Raw genomic sequence first — 773 nt, 5'->3', positions numbered from 1 at the left:
GTTCGAGCTCCATCTCGGCCTTCTTTCGGATCATCGCGTGGAAGCGGCCAACGAGAGCTTGGGCATCGGCCAGCATAGGAACGTTTTGTTCGATGACCGCAAGCGTGACGGTCTCGGCTTTGGTTAGGTGGTCGCGCTTCGTCGTCATCAGCTGCGCTATCGTCCTGGCGGCGGGGACCTTCTGCAATTGTTGATGGCTGATAGTCTCGGCACGTCGCCGTCGCGTCGCCCATTCCGCCACGACGCGCAGCGATCCCTTGAAGCCTTGTCCCTTCAAGCGGCGCCAGAGCTCGGCACCGTTGCGACAGCCGACTGACCACTGCGCGTCCAGGAACGGCAGATGCCCGTCCAGGGTGCTTTGACGGGTGCGGAACATATCCGTACCGCCGCCGCGGCTAATTTGGCGAACCAGATTGCGACTATGTCCTGTGCGGCGGACGATCTCCTTGAGCGACACACCGTCGCTGACGAGAGCCGTAATTACGGCATGGCTGTCCTGCCGCCGCAAATAGCCCTGATAGCGCAGCTTTTCCGCACAGGTCAGCAATTCCGGGTTGATCGTCGTCGCTCCAATTGCGGTTCGGATTCTGTTCATGGAGCGGCGCACCGCATCAAGGAAGGCCGCGCTCGCATTTTCCATCAGATGCCAGCGGTCGGCGACTTGGATGGCGTTCGGCAGCGCCTTGGCTGCTGCCTCGCCGTATCCACCACCGCGATCTCGCGACACAATGTTGATCGCTGGGTGCTTCGATAGCCACGCCCGAACGGTCGCA

General features: G+C 61.6%; 1 protein-coding gene. It reads right to left on the bottom strand.

What is annotated here, in order from left to right; genetic code table 11:
• Window positions 1-773: transposase (locus AC0L23_RS39965; protein ID WP_473358422.1), on the bottom strand; the 773-nt coding region annotated here is incomplete at both ends.

This window comes from Bradyrhizobium sp. MI1.4 (assembly GCF_055811315.1).
This window is presented reverse-complemented; position numbering and strand designations above follow the sequence as displayed.